The organism is Riemerella anatipestifer (assembly GCF_009932355.1).
Taxonomy (GTDB): Bacteria; Bacteroidota; Bacteroidia; order Flavobacteriales; family Weeksellaceae; genus Riemerella; species Riemerella anatipestifer_E.
On record NZ_LEKU01000009.1, the window covers coordinates 21,720 to 37,664 of the forward strand.

A 15,945-nucleotide genomic window follows, 5' to 3' on the forward strand; every position below is an offset into this window, starting at 1 on the left:
TTCTACTTTTATGAAAATAAAATACCATTTACTCATTATAACAATACTCATCTTATCACAGATAAGTATGGCACAAGCTCTTAATTTTGATGATTATTTCACCAATGGAAGTCTCCGCATAGATTTGTTACTCACAGGTAACCAAACCCATAAAACAGCTACGATACATCAACTAAAAAAAGAACCTCACTACGGTGGTGGGACTTCGGCACAGCTTATTTTTCCTGATTTGGGTAATTATAGAATTGTGATAAAAGATGAGCCTTCAAAAGAAATGATTTTTTCTAAAGGTTTCAGCCCTATATTCAGCGAATGGCAAGCCACCGAAGAAGCTAAAAACAAATACAAGTCTTTTGAAAACACCTTTATCGTGCCTTTCCCTAAACACAATATTATTCTTGAAGTACAGTCTAGAGAAAGAGATGGTTCGTTTTCTAATCTTCTTACAGAAATCATCAATCCTAATCAGTTTGATATTGTTAAAGAAACGCCTTCTTTCTATCCTTCAACTAAAATTTATGGTCATAAATCTCCACAAAACGCAGTAGATATTGCTATTTTAGCAGAAGGCTACACCACCGAAGAAATGCCTAAATTTAAAAAAGATGCTCAACGCTTTATTGATTATATGATGAGCGTAGAGCCTTTTAAATCAAATAAAAATCACTTTAATATATATATTGTAGAGTCGCCCTCCCAAGAGTCTGGAACGGACATTTCTGGAGAAAATATTTATAAAAACACCATTTTAAACTCTCATTTCTATACCTTCGGAGAGCCTCGCTATCTTACCACTTTATCCTCTTTTAAAATTTCGGATATAGCTGCCAATGTACCTTATGACCAAATTTTTGTTATCGTAAATACGCCAAGATATGGTGGCGGTGGTTTTTATAATGTGATTAACTTAGTATCAGCGGATAACTACTTATCTGAAAAAGTTTTTGTGCACGAATTTGGACACGGCTTTGCTGGTCTCGGAGATGAATATTACAACAATTCTGGCGGAACAACCGATTTATATAATCTAAAAGTAGAGCCTTGGGAACCTAACCTTACTACTCTAGTAGATTTTGGCAAAAAATGGAAGCATAAAGTTAATAAAAACACACCTATACCAACGCCTAGAACGGAGTTATATAAGAATAGTATTGGAGTATTTGAAGGTGGTGGCTACACTCCAAAAGGTATCTATAGCCCAGTGCAAGATTGCAGAATGAAGTCTAACACTCCAGAAAATTTCTGCCCTGTATGTACAGATGCTTTGCTGGAAACTATATTATTCTACACGAAATAAAAGTGTTTATTTCTTACTCAAAAACAAGCCATTAAGCACAGAAGTAACGACAGACAAAGCAACACTAAAGCCTAATGCCCACCAAAAACTATCAATAACAACACCATTGACTAGATATTCTGCCAAGAGCATGATACAAGCGTTAATCACTAACGAAAACAAACCTAAAGTAATAATAGTTAATGGAAAACCTAAAATTTTCAAGATAGGTTTTACTGTGATGTCTAATAGACCTAAAATAATTGCGAATATCACCGCCGTGCCAAATGAAGCAATATGCACTCCTGATAGGACATTCTGAAGTACAAAGGCACTTACGGCTACAATAAGAAGTTTGATAACCAGTTTCATAATAACAGAAGTTTAGTCCATTTTATAGAGAATTGCATTGATATTCATTCCTGCTCCTACAGAAGCGAACACAATATATCCTCCTTGTTTAAATTGATGATTACCTAGCTTCCCTTTCTTGATAAGATTATACATCGTAGGCACAGTAGCCACGGAAGAATTACCAAATTTCTGAATCGTCATTGGTGCTATTGCCTCATCGTAGGTTTTTATTCCGTAAAGGCGATGCAAACGAGAAATGATAGCGTGATCCATCTTAGCATTAGCCTGATGAATTAAAATTTTATCAATATCCTGAATACCTAAGCCTGCTTTATCTATTGTAGATTTTATAGCGTCTGGGACATATTTAAGAGCGAACTCATAAATTTTTCTCCCACGCATTCTGATATAATTTTTATCTTGAGGTGCATTTGGGTTCAACGAAGCCGAGTTTTCTAAATAACTTAGCTCTTCCCCATTAAAACACAAAGTACTGTCCGCAATAATGCCTTTATCTTTACTCTCGTCAGCCTTTACCACTACGGCACCAGCACCATCAGCAAAAATCATTTTATTTCTATCATAAGGATCTGTTACTCTACTCAAAGTTTCTCCTCCTACAACCAAAATATATTTGGCTCTCCCTGCTTTAATAAGACTATCCGCCAAAATCATAGCTTCTACCCAGCCTGGACAACCAAATATCATATCATAGTTAATACAACTAAGTTTCTTAATTCCTAATTTATTTTTTAGCCTTGCAGACATACTAGGCATAAAATCAGAAACACCACTATTACTTACCTCACCAAAATTACTTGCGTAAATAATATAGTCTAGTTCTTCTTTATCTATACCAGCATCTTCTAAAGCCTCTAGAGAAGCCTTTAGCCCTAAGTCAGAGTTATACTCTTCTAGATTACTATAACGGCGTTCTTCTATTTCTGTAATTTCTACAAACTTATCAATAACTTCCTGTACAGGTTTATCAATCAGCTCTTTATTATCATCAAAAAAAACAGAATCTAAGAAATCTGCTCCTTTAATTATATTGCTTGGCACACAACTTCCTGAACCTATAATGACTGTATTTGGCATAAGTATTTTGGATAAATTAGACTGCAAATTTAATAATTATAATGATAAACACTTTAACTTTAGGGAAAGTTTTATGTTTTACGAGTAAAATTGTTCAAATCGTGGTTTTATGTTACCTTTGTGGCTGTAAATTTTTAAGATTATGAATTTATCTGCTCCTGTAAAAGGGTTTATTTTTTCCTTTCTTGCGGTTATTTTAGCCTTTGCTATTTACTTCTTTTTCTTGGCTAAGAAAAATTACTATTTGGTAGATAACCCAACGCCTAACACTTATTATTTTAAAATAAATAATGGTTCTGAACAGATTATAAGTGCAGGGCAATCTGTACAAGTAGATTTATCTAAAGGTAAAAACAGCATTCAAGTTTTTGATAATAACAAAAAAATCATTTACGACTCTGCATTTCAAGTAAATAAATTAAGAGGTTTACTTAATATCGCTCATCAAGACTACTATGTTAATAGGCAGTTTTACGGTTATATTCCTAATAAAGATTCTCTTTTACTATCTCACGGAAAAACCGTAATAGATGGCAAGGATTATCTAGGCGATGTAACCCATTATAACAAACTATACATAGAAGATTTCTACTACAATATAGATGAAGATTATGATGCTGTGGTAAAAAACATACAGAAAGTAGAGTCTCGAACTAAGTTATTCAGAAAACAAGATTTTCTAAATTATTATAGCGAATATTATAAATTCTAAAAAACATTAAAATTGAAAACACAAGTTACTCCATATAACACCGAAGCAGGAAAGAAAAAAGAAGTAGAAGCTATGTTTGATAATATAGCTCCACAATATGATTTTCTAAACAGAGTACTCTCTTTAAAAGTAGATTTAATTTGGAGAAAAAACCTCGTTAATTGGCTTAAAAAAGACCAGCCGAAACTAATATTAGACATTGCCACTGGCACAGGAGACCTCGCCATCGCTATGGAAAAAGGTACTAAAGCCGAAATTGTAGGTCTAGATTTGTCGCAACAAATGTTAAATATTGGAATAGAGAAAGTTAGAAAGCTAAATCTTTCTGACAAAATAAAAATGATGAAAGGCGATGCCGAAAATCTACCTTTTGAGGATAATAAATTTGACTCTGTAACTTCTGCATTTGGAGTTAGAAACTTCGAAAACTTAGAAAAAGGCTTATCAGAATTCCGAAGAGTGGTAAAAGAAGGTTCTAGCATCTACATTCTTGAGTTTTCTAAGGTAGAAGGCTTCTTGGCTCCTTTTTATATGTTTTATTTTAAAAACATTCTCCCTAGAATAGGCAAACTTATCTCTAAAGACAGCCGTGCATATACCTATTTACCAGATTCTGTAAACGCTTTCCCTTATGGTGAAAAAATGAAAGAAATCCTATTAAATGTTGGTTTTAAAAAGGTAGAATACAAAAAACAAAGTTTAGGCATAGCCACTATTTACAAAGCAACAAAATAAAAAACAATATTCTTTGTTATATACTAGAAATAAGAATATAATCCATGAAAAAGATATTTTTTTTAACTCTCATTAGTATTTCTGCCATATCTTCTGCACAGTTCAGAATAAAAGATAGAATGGACAGAATGGAAGGTATTGATGATAAAAAGTTCAGCTACGGTTTTTTTCTTAATGGTAGCCAAAACGATTACAAAATGGTGCTAGACCCTAAATACGGTACTAGAGGAAATCAAAATTTAGTTTCTTCCAAACCTACTTATAGCTTTGGTGCTGGATTGATAGGAAGAATGAGACTCAACAAAAATCTAGATTTGAGGCTAGAACCAGGTATGCAATTTATAGAAAGAGACATGTATTTTGATACTCAAGTTAATAGTATCTACGCTACTGACGCCAATGCTCCATTCACTCCAAAAACACTTACCGAAGAAGATAAAGTGAGAAAGATTAAGGCAACTACAATAGACATTCCGCTTTTATTAGAAATACATGCTGATAGATGGTTTAACTCTAGACCTTACGCAGCGGCTGGTATCAACTGGCTGGTTAATTTACAATCTAACTCTGGTAGCGAAGATGATAACGCCCATGGTACTTTCCGTAGTACCACGCACAATTTTGGTTATTCAGCAGAAATAGGCATTCAGTTTTATTTCAGTAAATTTAAACTTACGCCAGCCTTTAGAGGGACTTTCACTATAGGTAATGAACTCGTGAGAGATAATGCCAACACACCACCTTACTGGACATCTGCACTTACCTCCACCCAAGGTAGAAGTTTTATGTTTGTGCTTAAATTTGAATAACAATAACTCATAACAGAATAAATACAGAGCACTCAGTATCAAAAGAGTGCTTTTTTATTTTTAACTAAAACCCAAAATATGCTGAAAAACATAATCCCTTTTATTGTTATTTTTTTCTTACTAGAATTTTATATTTATAATGCTATTAGAACACTTTACTCTAGCCCTTGGTTTAAAATCACCTACTGGCTTATCACTATTGCATTATATGGTTGGCTACTTTTTGAGATACTAACCTTTGATACTTCTGCTAGAAATAATAAAAAAATGTTTATTATCTCTAGTATTTTCATGGTTTTTATGCTTCCAAAGTTACTCTTACTGGCGTTTATTTTATTTGATGATATTATAAGAGTTCTACAATTCAGGACTAAACGCATTTTATCTAAATCTGCATTTTATCCAGAAAGAAGAAACTTCATTACCTTAATCGGTATGGGTTCAGCAGCCTTGTTTTCAGCCTCTGTGATTGACGGAATTATTTTCGGAAAATACCGCCATACCTTGAGACAAGTAAGACTAAAACTAAAAAATCTACCGAAAGAATTTAAAGGTTACAAAATCATTCAAATTTCTGATGCTCATAGTGGTAGTTTTAGTCAGCCTGAAAAATTACGAAAAGCCATTAAACTCATCAATTCACAAAACCCTGACTTGGTGCTATTCACAGGAGATATGGTGAATAATTATGCAGAAGAATTTTTACCTTTTGTTGATTTATTTTCTCAAATTAAAGCCAAAGACGGTAAATACTCTGTACTCGGAAACCACGACTACGGAGATTATGGACAATGGAACTCCAAAGAAGAAAAAGCCCAAAATATCCCAAAACTAATAGATCTACAAAACAAAGCTGGTTTTAAAATGTTAAGAAATGAACACCGTATCATCAATAAAAATGGAGCTTCTCTATACCTTATCGGTGTAGAAAATTGGGGAGAATTGCCTTTTCCTCAATTTGGAGATTTAGACTTAGCGACTAAAGGCATTCCCGAAGAAGCCACTAAAATACTCATGAGCCACGACCCTACCCACTTTGACCACATTGTAAAACATCACCCGAAAGATATACAGCTCACACTTTCTGGACATACCCACGGAATGCAGTTCGGAATTGATTTAAAAAACATCAAGTGGTCTCCTGTAAAATACCGCTATCCTAAATGGGCAGACCTCTACGAAAGCAATGGGAAATATCTCTATGTAAACAGAGGTTTTGGAGTATTAGGATTTTCTGGAAGAGTGGGCATCAATCCAGAAATCACTGTATTTACTTTGGAGTAGAAAATAGGTCGCTAGGAACCATTTAAAAATTATACCTTATTTTTGTGGGGAAATTTTAGAAATTTTATTATGTTTAAATTAATTAAAAGAATACTATTTTTAATCATTCTTATAAACATACTAACACTAATTGGAGGTAGGTTTTTCAACCCTATTATTACTATCACTCAGATAGAAGGCTTAGTAAAATTTCACAAGCTGGATAGAGATTATATTCCGTTCTCTGAAATGGGAAACAATGTAAAAAAAGCCGTTATAGCCTCTGAAGATCAAAATTTTTACACTCATAATGGTTTCGATTTTAAAGCCATTGAAAGAGCAATGAAACACAACGAAAAAGGTAAAAGTATACAGGGAGGCAGCACCATTTCTCAACAAACCGCCAAAAACATCTTCTTATGGAATGGCAGAAGTTGGGTTAGAAAAGGGTTAGAAGCCGTATATACCTTTATTATTGAAAAGATTTGGTCTAAAGATATCATTCTAGAAAGGTACCTCAATTCCATAGAAATGGGACAGGGTGTTTTTGGTGTAGAAGCGGCATCACAGTACTACTTTAATAAATCATCTAAAGACCTTACCAAAAGTGAAGCCGCTTGGATAGCTGCCGTATTGCCTAACCCAAAGAAATACGACCCTAAAAACCCAACACCTTATCTCAATAGAAAGCATAAGTGGATTATGAGGCAAATGAACTTTATCTCTTTAAAATAATTTTTATGAATATATTTAGTAATCGTCCTATAGAATCATTAGAATCTCTCATTACAAAGTATTTTAAATTTCAGAACGAAACTTCTGCACTAGAACCTTTGTCTGAAATATTCGAAGCTACTAAAAAGGAAGGCTTTAGCCATTTATTAAATATACTCACCGAAAATGAAGATTTAAAAAATAATTTTGCTCATTATCTAAAAAATATTTTCCGAGGAAGACGAATGGTCCTTGCTCTTACGGAAGCTAATATTTTATCCGAAAACTCTTTCTTTGCAGAGTTTAAAAAGAGAGTAATTGCTAAAGTTCTCCCAGCAGTAGAAGATGAAGACACTGTTTCTTTTGTAATAGAAAAAATATTACTTAGCTCTAAACAGAATTTTGATTTTCTACTTAACCTCCCAGAAGAAGAAAAGAATACTTTTCTACAAATTATGGGATTTGAGAGTCTTTTTGCACAGGAATCCGTTCAGAAAGATTTGTTTCTATCCATCAACATTTTAGCATGGAGAGCCATAGGAAATGCTCTAGATGTAGAAGTGGTTAAAATGGCTCCTGAATATAAAAATTTTGACAATCCTTTTATTGCCCTACAAAATGAAATTGATTGTCTTTTAGAGCTATTCCAAGAAGACCCAAAAGTCCAAATTTCCGCTAAAAATGAACACTATAAACAAGCTAAAGTTTATCTCAGCCAATGTTTAGAATTTATTAAAATAGCATTTAAAAATACCTCTAAATATGGGTTATCTAGTAAGACCAACCAGTCTTTAATGAAAATTAGACAACAGCTAATAAGAATTTCTGAAATATTACCGCTATTAGTTACAGAGGAAAAAACCACTCATCTTGAACAATCTAAAACTTTGGTAGAAAATATTCTTAGGTACAAATCTCACAGAAACAATTTCAGTGAACTGTTTGCGGATAGTACCTTACAACTTTCTCACCTTATTACTACTCATACCGCACAGGCAGGAACTCACTATATCGCGTTCAATTATAAGCAGTACATGGATATGTTTAAAAAAGCTGCTGGAGGTGGTATCATCGTAGGGTTTTTATGTGTTCTCAAAATGCTTTACAGCTATAGTAATGGTAGTGAATTTACCCACGCATTTTTGTACTCATTCAACTATGCTATGGGCTTTGTACTCATTTATCTTTTGCATTATACCTTAGCAACCAAACAGCCTGCTATGACTGCGGCAACCATGGCTAAAGTATTATCCGAAGATAAAAATACTTCTAAAAACTATACTGATTTTGCAGATTTAGTATCAAAATTATTTAGAACTCAATTCATTGCGTTTGTGGGTAATGTATTACTTGCCTTTCCTGTGGCTCTACTTATTATCTATGGATTAGATATTATCTTCCAACAAAACCTTGCCACAGATAAGGCTAATAAACTTTTAAGAGACTTAAATCCAGTAGAGTCTAAGGCTATTCTACACGCTAGTATAGCTGGTGTATTTCTATTTATTTCAGGGATTATATCTGGAAACATCAGCAACAATTCTAGGTTTTACCAAATTCCTCAGCGAATTATTAAAAATCCATACCTTAACAAAGCCTTTGGAGCTAAGGCAGCACGAAGCATTTCTGCATTTTATTCTAAAAATTGGGCTGGTGTTGTTTCTAATTTTTGGTTTGGAGTGTTCTTAGGTGCTACAGCTCCTATTGGTAACTTTTTAGGATTAGATTTAGATATTAGACACATTACCTTTGCCGCTGGTAACTTAGCTTTAGCCATATACGGAAAAGGGTTCGATATTGATATGGGAACTTTTTGGATTAGTTTCATCACGGTATTCCTAATCGGATTTTTTAACTTCATTGTAAGCTTTGGGTTATCAATGTCGTTAGCATTCCGTTCTAGAAAGGTTAAATTTGGAGAAGTAAGGTTAATCTATAGAGAAATTTTTAACACCTTTGTTAAAAATCCAGCTAAATTCTTTATTCCATTGCCTTCTGGTGTAAATACCAATGCCGAAAAAATGGTAGTAGAACTAGAAAAAGAGGGGAAAAACTAAATAAAGTAGACCTCCTCTACTACATTTTCACCTGCTACTTCTTTAAATTTTTGAATAAAAAAAGTTTTCCTCATTCTAAAATCATTTTTTAGCAATGGGGATTTTACTTTTATGGTTAAAGTTTTGTCTAGAAGATTAACATCTCCTATTTCTTTAAAAAGCTCATCATCTAAGTAGTCTTCTAAAAAATCTTTGATTTGAAAAGCCAATAGTTTTTCTTCAAACCCAAATTTCTTCGAAAAAATCTTAACCAAATCCGAAGACTGATAAGCCCTTTTTTTCTTATTCTTCATTAAATAATATGCTAATTTTTGACTGATAATTTAGATTGAACTTCTTTACAATTGCTCTCGATAGTATTACAAATTTCGGTTACCGTTACAGATGTTTTATTTTCAGAAAAAGGTTCTCCGTAAAGGTTGGCTAACTTATTTATAGTTAAAAAAGAAGTGCTGATAATCACCATGATAGGAATAGCTAAGAATTCAAGACCGCTTTTCTCTCCACCCAAATCTATATCTCCTATAAATAAAGGAATTAAAATCACATAAAAACTCACTATAATCTTAGTAAAGGCACTATAAATCATTAAAAAAGGAGTATTTTTTATCCTTTCTGCCTTACCTTGTATATCATAAAAACGATTGATATGTTGCATCAAATCGCTTTTTTCAATGTTTGCCGTATTCTTAAAGTCTTCTTCTATCTCTTTAGAAATACTTACCAACAATTCATTAGAAATTTTATGTTCCTCGTTGATGTTATACTTCTCTAGTAACACCTTTGATTTTTCATCAAAGATAGGTTTAGGATTATTATGAATTTCATTTTTAAACTGTCGTATATAAGCGATAGTCAATTGAATAAGGTCATATATTTTAGCGTTTTTTTCTAGAGTAGCCAAGTTGATATTCTTATCATTACTGTAATAAGCATAGGTTTTAGCTACAAAGCTCCTAGAATTATTGGTAAGCTCTCCAAATATCTTTCTCGCTTCCCACCAACGGTCGTATGCGGAATTCATTCTAAATCCCAAGAAAAATGCAATTGCAAGACCAAATACAGAGCCTATTTGCCCCGATATTTTATAAATATGGTCTCCAAAAAGCTCTTCTAGACCTAACACGAGTATAGCATACAGTGTTGTGTAAATAAGATATGGTGATGCTATTTTAAATAGTTGTAATAGTCCTTGTTTTTCTGTTTTAATCATATCATGTTAAAAGAATATTCAAAAATAGTGTTTTTTACATAAAAAATCCCTGTTATAGAATTATAACAGGGATTTTAGTTTTTATTTATTTTACAAATCTTTCAGCAGTTCTTCTACCGCTCTTTTAAGCTGATTATCTTCTCCTTGGTTGGCTTTTTCTTGATCCAAATAAACTTCTACATCTGGCTGAAGTTCAAAGTTTTCTAAATAAGTACCATCTTCTTTTTCATAACCTACCGCAGGAATTCCAAATATTAATGTTGGGTCTTGCAGTGTAACCCAATTAACCGAAGTCATTGTCCCAGGAACTGGAGCTCCTACCAATTTCCCTAACTTTAAATGCTTATAAACCCACGGCGTACCATGTGCATTAGAATAGTCTGCTTCGTTAATTACCATAATAGAAGGTTTCGTCCAACGGCGGCTAGGCATTACTCCATACTTCTTACCTTGAACCTTCTGAGTAAGGTATTTTTTAGCACTAAAGAAAACTTCTATATCCTCGTGTAAACGCCCTCCCCCATTATTTCTAATATCTATTACGATACCCTCTTTATTATTATATTTCCCTAAAACATCTGAATACACCTCACGGAAACTATCATCTCCCATAGAACGAATGTGCACATAGCCTAACCTTCCGCCAGACCATTTTTCTACATCTGCTGCTCTTTGTTTAATCCATCTTTGATAAAGAATTTCGTTCCATCTCCACGCATTTATCCCTTTTATTTCCTCGTCCCAGCGTGTCCCATCTTTAGGGTTATAAAGAGAAATTAAAATTTTCTTTCCTGCTTTACCTTCCAAATACTGATAATAATCTATCTTAGCTGTAATAGTTTCCCCATCTATTTTTTCAATAATATGCCCTTGCTTCGCTTTAGAACGATAATTATCAAACGGACTATTCACTGGTATTTCTTCTATTAAAAGCCCATTATCCTGTGGAGTAACAAATACACCTAACTCCGCTGTAAGCTCTTGATATGATGCTGAAGGGCGATATTTAGACCCTGTATGTGATACATTAAGCTCTCCTAAAAGTTCACTAAGCATTTCTGAAAAATCATAGTTGTTATTGATATGCGGAAGGTATTTTCGGTATTGCTCTGTGAGTTTTTCCCAATTAACGCCGTGCATATCTTTAACATAAAAACGCTCTTTGAGTTCTCTTTTCACCATATCAAACATAAACTCTCTCTCCTTGGTTAAATCCAACTTCATATCTGCTGAAAAACTAAGGTCTTTTATCTTTTCTGATGGCAATTCTAAAAGTTTGGCTTTTTGTCCACTCAATAAAAATATTTTTTTACCATCTTTACTTGCATCTAAGTAAGCCGAAGAACCATTGAGTTTAGACAATAGCTTTGTTGATCTTTCTCTTAAATCGTGCACCCATAAGTCAAACCCTTTTTCAAAAGAAGCTAGATAATAGAGTTTCTTTCCGTCCTTACTGATAATAGCATCTCCAAGCTCCGAAGAATTTGGTGTAAGTCTTACCACTCGTTCAGATAAATTCTCCCATTCTATATTGATATCTTTAGATTTTTTATCTTTCTTAGGCGTTTCTTTTTTATCGTCTTTGCTATCTTTAGCATCTTCCGTTTCGGATTTTTTTTCATTCTTTTCAGCCTCAGTTAAAAGTTCATATTCCTCTTTGTTCATACGATATTTATCATAGGCTTCTCTATTGAGAAATACTATCATTTGGTCGCTCATAGAACCCCAAGAAGCATGATTACGCATTCCGTAGCGTTCAGATTTCCAAATAATAGCATTGCCATCTAACGCCCAATGAGGATTGGTATCAAAATAACCAGAGTCTGTAATATTTACAATTTCCTTACCACCTTCTGTACTTATGATACCTATATCGGAATAAGGCACCCTATCCCTCGCAATATACTGCACCACAAGCCATTTACCGTCAGGCGACCACTCATAATTGATGTAGCCATTTCTCTCCGTTTGATACTTAGGATCTGTAATTTTTCTGATTTTTTTAGTTTCAAAATTGTAAATAGCAATATGCGTTCGGTTCTGAACAAAAGCTACCTCTTTACCATCAGGCGAATATTGAGGATACATTTTCTCCGAATTATCACTAGGAATGAGCTTTTCTTCGGTAATTAAAGTCGCATTAGAAAAGTTAGGGTCTTCTTTTCTTTGAATACTTGCCTTGTACAAATCCCAATATCCGTCTCTATAACTAGCGTAAACAAGACTTCTACCATCTGCTGAAAAACTGACACCTTGCTCTGCCGCTGCCGTTTTAGTGATTTGTTTAGTTGTATTATAGTCGGTAGAATTTACAAAAACTTCTCCTCTGATTACCATTGCTATCTGCTTACCGTCTGGAGAAACCGAAGATGAAGTTGCCCCCGAACTGAATGCCATAAATTTACTCTGCTGATTAGAAACATCACTAATGATATTTACATTTACCTTCTGAGGTTTGCCCATTGGTTTAGATAAATAAATTTCTCCGTCATAACTGTAAGCTATAGAGCCGTTATTCGCTACAGATAAATAACGCACTGGAAAATCTTTATGAAAAGTAACCTGCTCTACCTTAGAAGGCTGTGCAACAGGGGTTTTAAACACGTTAAAACTACCTGACCTTTCACTAAGAAAATATAAAGTCTTCCCTTCTGAACTCAGTACAGGATTTCGGTCTTCTCCCTTCCAATTGATAATTTGAGTGTACTTTTTAGCTTTAAAATTATATCTCCATATATCTCTCGTAACGGAAGAGGTATGATGCTTACGCCACTGATTTTCGTTGCCTTTAATATTTTCATAATACATCGCCTCTCCATCGGAAGTCAAACTAATAGACTTAGTAGAAGAGTTGAAAATTCGCTTTGGCTGCCCTCCATCAATAGAAATTTGATATAACTGTATGGAAGCCGATGGAAAAATAACATTCTGAGGGCTATTTTGAAGATTAGCCGAATAAATAATATTTTTACCATCTTTAGAGAAAGCTAATGGCAATGCCGTCTGAGAATGGAAGGTAACTTGCTTGGCTTCTCCACCTTGAGAAGACATGATAAAAACTCGTTGAAACCCATTTTCTCTATCACTACTAAACGCAATAATTTTTCCATCAGGAGACCATACAGGGTCTGAATCGTAAGCTGGATGTGTAGTAAGCCTTACCGCAGAACCACCCTCCGTAGAGACTGTATAAATATCTCCCATATAGGTAAACGCAATTTTTTTTCCATCAGGAGAAATGGAAGTGTTCCTCAACCACAAGGGCGAATTATTCCCCAAAGCACTAGCCCAAACCAGTAGCAATAGTAAAGCAAAATTTAACTTTCTCATTGTTTTTTTATAATAAATTCTTGGTTAATCAGTAGAAAGTGAACCCTCACTAAAGACCTCACCCCCAAAAATACAAAAAATATATAAATAGGATTTCCTCTTAAAAATCAATGGAAAAACAAAAGACTGCCTCAAAAAGACAGTCTTTAAAATTGAATAAATCTTTAAATTTATTTCACAAGTTTGATAGAAATAGCGTATCCTCCACTTCTTGCCATTTTAACAGGAATTTTAGACTTGCTAGTTACCACCTTTTTGTAAATATGATACGATTGTGGATTATTAACATAATCAGCATCTTTACCATCTTCGTAGATAGTTGCTTCATATTTTTTACCCTTATCAAGGAATGATAAATCTACCACAAAATCTCTAGCATTTTCGTCTGTAATACCGCCTACAAACCATTCTTCTTTACCTTTAGCTTTTCTAGCAGTATGAATATAATCTCCTGGTTCTGCAGCTAGGATTTTAGTATCGTCCCAATCTACAGCAACATCTTTTATAAACTGGAAGGCATCTAAATGCTTCTCATAGTTTTCTGGTAAATCTGCGGCCATTTGTAGAGGCGAATACATCACAACATAAAGCCCTAATTGTTTTGCTAAAGTGGTTTTAACAAATCTAGTATCGTTAGGGAAATAATAGTTCATTTTAGTTTGGAAAATACCTGGCGTATAGTCCATTGGACCACCCATAAATCTCGTAAACGGCAATATGGTTTGGTGCTCTGGCGGATTACCTCCAAAAACTTCGTATTCAGTACCTCTAGCGGCTTCAGCAGCTACCCAGTTAGGATAAGTTCTATTAAGTCCAGAAGGTCTTACAGACTCGTGAGAGTTAACCATAATTTTGTACTCTGCTGCTTTTTCTGCGATACGATTGTAGTGGTTAATCATCCATTGACTGTAATGGTGTTCTCCTCTAGGAATAATATTGCCCACATAACCACTTTTAACAGCTGTATACCCGTATTTATTCATCAGCTTAAATGCCTCATCTGCCCATCTTTCGTAGTTAGTTGCTGCCCCCGATGTTTCGTGATGCATCATTAGACGAATTCCTTTTTTATGAGCATAATCGTTAAGCATTTTTATATCAAAATCAGGATATGGCGTAACGAAATCAAAAACAAATTCCTTTGATTTACCAAACCAATCTTCCCAACCAATGTTCCAACCTTCAATTAACAATGCATCAAAACCATGTTTAGAAGCAAAATCTATATAGCTTTTTACCTTTTCGTTATTAGCAGCATGCTTTCCGTTAGGCGTTAGCTTAGTAAAATCAGTTTCACCTATTTTTACATTGTCTGCCGTAGAGTACGCCCACTGAGATTTACCTATAATCATTTCCCACCATACACCCATATATTTAGTAGGTTTAATCCAAGAAGTATCCTTGTACTTGGTAGGCTCATTAAGGTTAAATAACATTTTAGAAGCTAAAACTTCCTCTGCCTTTGGTGAGGCAATAATGGTTCTCCAAGGTGTAACCGCAGAAGTTTGAACATAGCCTTTCGCTCCTTGTGCATCAGGTGTAAGATGAATTGTAAATTTGTAATCTTTAGCACTAACATCTAGATTAGACGCAGGATAATCTATCACAGCAGCTTCTGCCAAGTTAATATAAAGAGGTTTCTTACCTTCTCTTTTAAGCATTAGCGGTGTCTGAACTCCGTTTTTGATAGGACTTTGCGAAACATTGTCTTCTACAGCAGCAGCCCATTTAGCTGGTATTTCGGAAACATTACTCGTCTGATAAACATACTCTTGCGTATCATAATCTCCAGCCAACCACCACGCCTTCATATCCGTAGGGAAATCAAACTCGGTAAGCTCTTCTTTTATGATAAAATAGTTGAGATTTTCTTGCTGCGGAAATTCATAACGGAAACCTAACCCATCATTAAAAAGCCTGAATTTAACAACGATATTTTTATTCTGTTCCTTTTGATTTAAAGTAATCGCAAGTTCATTATAATGATTTTTATAGAACTTTTTTTCACCTAGAACAGGTTGCCATTCTTCATTTTTAGAATCTCTTTTTTCATCTACCTTTACAAAGCCTGAACTTAAATTTAAGCTCTCTTGATTGCTGATGTCTTTATAGTTATAAGTTGATTTCTTAAAAACTTCAAAGCCTAATTTTGACGGTTCTAATACAGGATTACCTTCATAACTAAGGCTATAATACGGAATCCCATTCTCTAGTTTAAAATTCATTTCAAATTTGCCATCAGGCGATTTTAGGCTCTGTGCAGACAAGACTCCGAAAGAAAGTCCTAAGAATGCTATGGCGATATTTCTTTTCTTCATAACTGATATTTATATGTAGTTGAATTAAACGGTAAAAGTGTTGTTTTAGGCAACACTTTTGCTATA

The 15,945-nt window shown here is 34.1% G+C and carries 13 protein-coding genes; 7 read left to right on the plus strand and 6 right to left on the minus strand.

Annotation, left to right across the window (positions count from 1 at the left end):
• Positions 1 to 10: 10 nt before the first annotated feature.
• A complete protein-coding gene (locus GXW81_RS03680; protein ID WP_161531233.1) occupies positions 11 to 1,297 on the plus strand; it encodes a M64 family metallopeptidase in 1,287 nt (428 codons plus the stop codon).
• 6 nt (positions 1,298 to 1,303) lie between these two features.
• Here GXW81_RS03680 and GXW81_RS03685 read toward each other — a convergent pair whose 3' ends face one another.
• Both GXW81_RS03685 and GXW81_RS03690 read right to left on the minus strand, forming a co-directional pair.
• Complete coding sequence (locus tag GXW81_RS03685) at positions 1,304 to 1,648, minus strand: phage holin family protein (protein WP_161531234.1); 345 nt, start codon at positions 1,646 to 1,648, stop codon at positions 1,304 to 1,306.
• A gap of 12 nt (positions 1,649 to 1,660) precedes the next feature.
• Positions 1,661 to 2,728, minus strand: a complete 1,068-nt coding sequence (locus tag GXW81_RS03690; protein WP_161531235.1) for a 3-oxoacyl-ACP synthase III family protein — start codon at positions 2,726 to 2,728, stop codon at positions 1,661 to 1,663.
• A gap of 142 nt (positions 2,729 to 2,870) precedes the next feature.
• Here GXW81_RS03690 and GXW81_RS03695 point away from each other — a divergent pair, with 142 nt between their 5' ends.
• The 6 genes from GXW81_RS03695 (at position 2,871) to GXW81_RS03720 (ending at position 9,018) form a co-directional block, all read left to right on the plus strand.
• Positions 2,871 to 3,440 (plus strand): hypothetical protein, encoded by a 570-nt coding sequence (locus tag GXW81_RS03695; RefSeq protein WP_161531236.1) that lies wholly within the window; start codon positions 2,871 to 2,873, stop codon positions 3,438 to 3,440.
• A gap of 12 nt (positions 3,441 to 3,452) precedes the next feature.
• Positions 3,453 to 4,175 carry a bifunctional demethylmenaquinone methyltransferase/2-methoxy-6-polyprenyl-1,4-benzoquinol methylase UbiE gene (ubiE, locus tag GXW81_RS03700; RefSeq protein ID WP_161531237.1) on the plus strand — a complete coding sequence of 241 codons (723 nt, stop codon included), beginning with the start codon at positions 3,453 to 3,455 and terminating at the stop codon, positions 4,173 to 4,175.
• Positions 4,176 to 4,219: 44 nt separating this feature from the next.
• Positions 4,220 to 4,984: a porin family protein gene (locus tag GXW81_RS03705; RefSeq protein WP_161531238.1), complete on the plus strand. Its 765-nt coding sequence runs from the start codon at positions 4,220 to 4,222 to the stop codon at positions 4,982 to 4,984.
• Between the two features lie 78 nt (positions 4,985 to 5,062).
• Positions 5,063 to 6,268, plus strand: a complete 1,206-nt coding sequence (locus GXW81_RS03710) for a metallophosphoesterase (protein WP_161531239.1) — start codon at positions 5,063 to 5,065, stop codon at positions 6,266 to 6,268.
• A 69-nt stretch (positions 6,269 to 6,337) separates the two neighbouring features.
• On the plus strand, positions 6,338 to 6,982 hold the full coding sequence (gene mtgA / locus GXW81_RS03715) for a monofunctional biosynthetic peptidoglycan transglycosylase (protein WP_079208336.1): 645 nt from the start codon (positions 6,338 to 6,340) through the stop codon (positions 6,980 to 6,982).
• A 5-nt stretch (positions 6,983 to 6,987) separates the two neighbouring features.
• Positions 6,988 to 9,018, plus strand: a complete 2,031-nt coding sequence (locus tag GXW81_RS03720; protein ID WP_161531240.1) for a site-specific recombinase — start codon at positions 6,988 to 6,990, stop codon at positions 9,016 to 9,018.
• On the opposite strand, the gene GXW81_RS03725 is transcribed toward GXW81_RS03720, so the two are convergent.
• From GXW81_RS03725 to GXW81_RS03740, 4 genes are all read right to left on the minus strand, one after another.
• Positions 9,015 to 9,311, minus strand: a complete 297-nt coding sequence (locus GXW81_RS03725; protein ID WP_161531241.1) for a hypothetical protein — start codon at positions 9,309 to 9,311, stop codon at positions 9,015 to 9,017. The genes GXW81_RS03720 and GXW81_RS03725 overlap by 4 nt on opposite strands.
• A gap of 11 nt (positions 9,312 to 9,322) precedes the next feature.
• Positions 9,323 to 10,231 carry a bestrophin family protein gene (locus tag GXW81_RS03730; protein WP_161531242.1) on the minus strand — a complete coding sequence of 303 codons (909 nt, stop codon included), beginning with the start codon at positions 10,229 to 10,231 and terminating at the stop codon, positions 9,323 to 9,325.
• Between the two features lie 90 nt (positions 10,232 to 10,321).
• Entirely contained in the window at positions 10,322 to 13,561 is a 3,240-nt protein-coding gene (locus GXW81_RS03735; RefSeq protein ID WP_161531243.1) for a S41 family peptidase, read from the minus strand.
• Positions 13,562 to 13,731: 170 nt separating this feature from the next.
• Positions 13,732 to 15,879 carry a glycoside hydrolase family 97 protein gene (locus GXW81_RS03740; protein WP_161531244.1) on the minus strand — a complete coding sequence of 716 codons (2,148 nt, stop codon included), beginning with the start codon at positions 15,877 to 15,879 and terminating at the stop codon, positions 13,732 to 13,734.
• Positions 15,880 to 15,945: the final 66 nt, after the last annotated feature.

Bases quoted from the DNA above. Each gene is read 5' to 3' on its own strand.
- GXW81_RS03695 (WP_161531236.1), top strand. From the start codon at position 2,871: ATGAATTTATCTGCTCCTGTAAAAGGGTTTATTTTTTCCTTTCTTGCG.
- GXW81_RS03710 (WP_161531239.1), top strand. From the start codon at position 5,063: ATGCTGAAAAACATAATCCCTTTTATTGTTATTTTTTTCTTACTAGAA.
- GXW81_RS03725 (WP_161531241.1), bottom strand. From the start codon at position 9,311: ATGAAGAATAAGAAAAAAAGGGCTTATCAGTCTTCGGATTTGGTTAAG.
- GXW81_RS03690 (WP_161531235.1), bottom strand. From the start codon at position 2,728: ATGCCAAATACAGTCATTATAGGTTCAGGAAGTTGTGTGCCAAGCAAT.
- GXW81_RS03720 (WP_161531240.1), top strand. From the start codon at position 6,988: ATGAATATATTTAGTAATCGTCCTATAGAATCATTAGAATCTCTCATT.
- GXW81_RS03680 (WP_161531233.1), top strand. From the start codon at position 11: ATGAAAATAAAATACCATTTACTCATTATAACAATACTCATCTTATCA.
- GXW81_RS03705 (WP_161531238.1), top strand. From the start codon at position 4,220: ATGAAAAAGATATTTTTTTTAACTCTCATTAGTATTTCTGCCATATCT.
- mtgA (WP_079208336.1), top strand. From the start codon at position 6,338: ATGTTTAAATTAATTAAAAGAATACTATTTTTAATCATTCTTATAAAC.
- GXW81_RS03735 (WP_161531243.1), bottom strand. From the start codon at position 13,561: ATGAGAAAGTTAAATTTTGCTTTACTATTGCTACTGGTTTGGGCTAGT.
- GXW81_RS03685 (WP_161531234.1), bottom strand. From the start codon at position 1,648: ATGAAACTGGTTATCAAACTTCTTATTGTAGCCGTAAGTGCCTTTGTA.
- GXW81_RS03730 (WP_161531242.1), bottom strand. From the start codon at position 10,231: ATGATTAAAACAGAAAAACAAGGACTATTACAACTATTTAAAATAGCA.
- GXW81_RS03740 (WP_161531244.1), bottom strand. From the start codon at position 15,879: ATGAAGAAAAGAAATATCGCCATAGCATTCTTAGGACTTTCTTTCGGA.